Here is a 1985-nt window from a genome sequence, read left to right on the forward strand (position 1 = left end):
GTTCCACTTTAGATATTTGTTTAAGATGAGATGTAACTCATTGAAATGTGTCATCATATTCGTCGTCAGAAAACAAGTATTATGCCATTATTTCAATGAGTTGTCTTTTTTTGTCGTGTACAAAGAGCCTTGAGTTAAATCGAATCGAGATGGTATGGAAGCATAAACAATAATAAAATAAAATTCATAGTGAGACACACTCATGAATAACATGATAAGATGAATTAAATTCAATTGTGGTGATCGTTGTGTTAGAACTTCGTCATTTAAAAACATTAATTGCACTACGTGAGCATGGTTCATTGGTTGCTGCTGCGACAGATCTATGCCTAACTCCTTCAGCAATTTCGCATCAATTAAAAGAACTTGATCATTGGTATGGTGTAGAAGTTGTTAATCGCCGTAGTCGTCCAGTAAGTTTTTCCAATGTCGGCGAGCGATTGCTTCGACTAGCAGATGATGTGTTGCCTCAGGTTCAGATAGCACAAACGGATATTACTCGTATCGTGCATGGACAAACGGGGAGAATTATTTTTTCATCTGAATGTCATAGTTGTTTTGACTGGCTGATGCCTTTATTAAATCAATATCGCCAGCAATATCCAGATGTCGATTTAGATTTTGCAGCGGGTTTTGAGTCTAATCCGCATGAATTATTGCAAAATGCCGAGTTTGATTTATTAATCACTGCTGATCCAATTGCACTCAAAGGGATTGAATACTTTCCGATTTTTGAATACGAGTCACGGTTAGTACTCTCAACGACACATCCATTGGTGCGTAAAGAAATAATCCTAGTTGAAGATTTGGCTGAACAAACGTTGATTACTTATCCAGTTGATAAACATCGTTTAGATATCATGGCGCATTTATTCATTCCAGCAAATATTCAACCTAAGCATATTCGAACGACTGATTTAACGCAGATGTTAATTCAGTTGGTTGCCAGTGGGCGTGGTATTGCTGCTTTACCTGATTGGGTCGTTAATGAATATGAACAAAAGGGATGGGTTGTCAGCCGTCGTTTAGACTGTGTGTCGCCGCAAGGATTGAGACGCACATTATATGCAGGCTACCGTACTGAAGATAAGGAGAAGAATTACTTTGAAGGTTTTCTGAAGCAACTTGAGAAATTTTCAAAGAAGCGTGCGATGTATTATGAAGATTGAATAACTTCGTTATCTAGGTTGTAAAGGGAGATACACATTCTGTTTGAACGGCTTATATACTCTTATTTGCATATATAGAATGATTAACCAAGATGCCAATCCATAAGTGACCCTAGCCAAAATAATGTACACATAGTCCCTCTAAAGCTAACTTCATGCTAACTTTGGAGATGTAAAAATGGCTAAATGCTTTTTTAACGAATAACTGTATTCAAAGTATGTCACGCAGCTTTGCGCAGTGCACTGCTCATGTTGGGATAATGCAGTGACAGAAAGCTTCTATCATACTCTGAAAGGTCATGTGATACATGGTAGTGTGTTTGCCACTCGAAAAGAGGCGAATGCTGTCTTGTTTGACTATATTGAGATTTATTACAATCGGGTCAAAAGGCATTCCGCAAACGGCTGGTTAACCCTAGAAGCCTTTAAACAGAAACATTAATTAGGTGTGACTTATTCAACCATAGATAAAGCGCATGTGTACTTTCTGATTCCTTATCTTAGTTTATTGCAAAAATTTTTTAGATACTCAACCGATAAGAATAAAACTGCATTATCTACACATTTTAAGGTTTCATAGAAAATTTTGGGAAATTAGGTTTAAGGCTTTAGTATTGAAAAAAGCAAAGCCTTAAAGCTTAGTTCACATTAGATTTGAGCATCTTTAACAGGTAAATAGTTTTTAAAATCGTAAGCCTCCAGTGAATCACCACTATTTTTAGTGGATCAATCCCCCGATAGTGTCCACTAACCAATAAGTGGACACCTATTTATGGATTTAAAGACAGTTATAGACAGTGCACCAACGCAAAAAAA

At 36.8% G+C, this 1985-nt stretch carries 1 protein-coding gene and 1 pseudogene; both read left to right on the forward strand.

Annotated elements, in window-relative coordinates; genetic code table 11:
- The first annotated feature begins 248 nt into the window (after positions 1-248).
- A complete protein-coding gene (locus tag HYG88_RS15090; protein WP_162620833.1) occupies positions 249-1169 on the forward strand; it encodes a LysR family transcriptional regulator in 921 nt (306 codons plus the stop codon).
- A 194-nt stretch (positions 1170-1363) separates the two neighbouring features.
- Positions 1364-1611 (forward strand): annotated as a pseudogene (locus tag HYG88_RS15095) (IS3 family transposase); the annotation flags it as partial.
- Positions 1612-1985: the final 374 nt, after the last annotated feature.

The sequence above is a fragment of the Acinetobacter sp. SwsAc4 genome, assembly GCF_013391535.1.
GTDB lineage: Bacteria > Pseudomonadota > Gammaproteobacteria > Pseudomonadales > Moraxellaceae > Acinetobacter.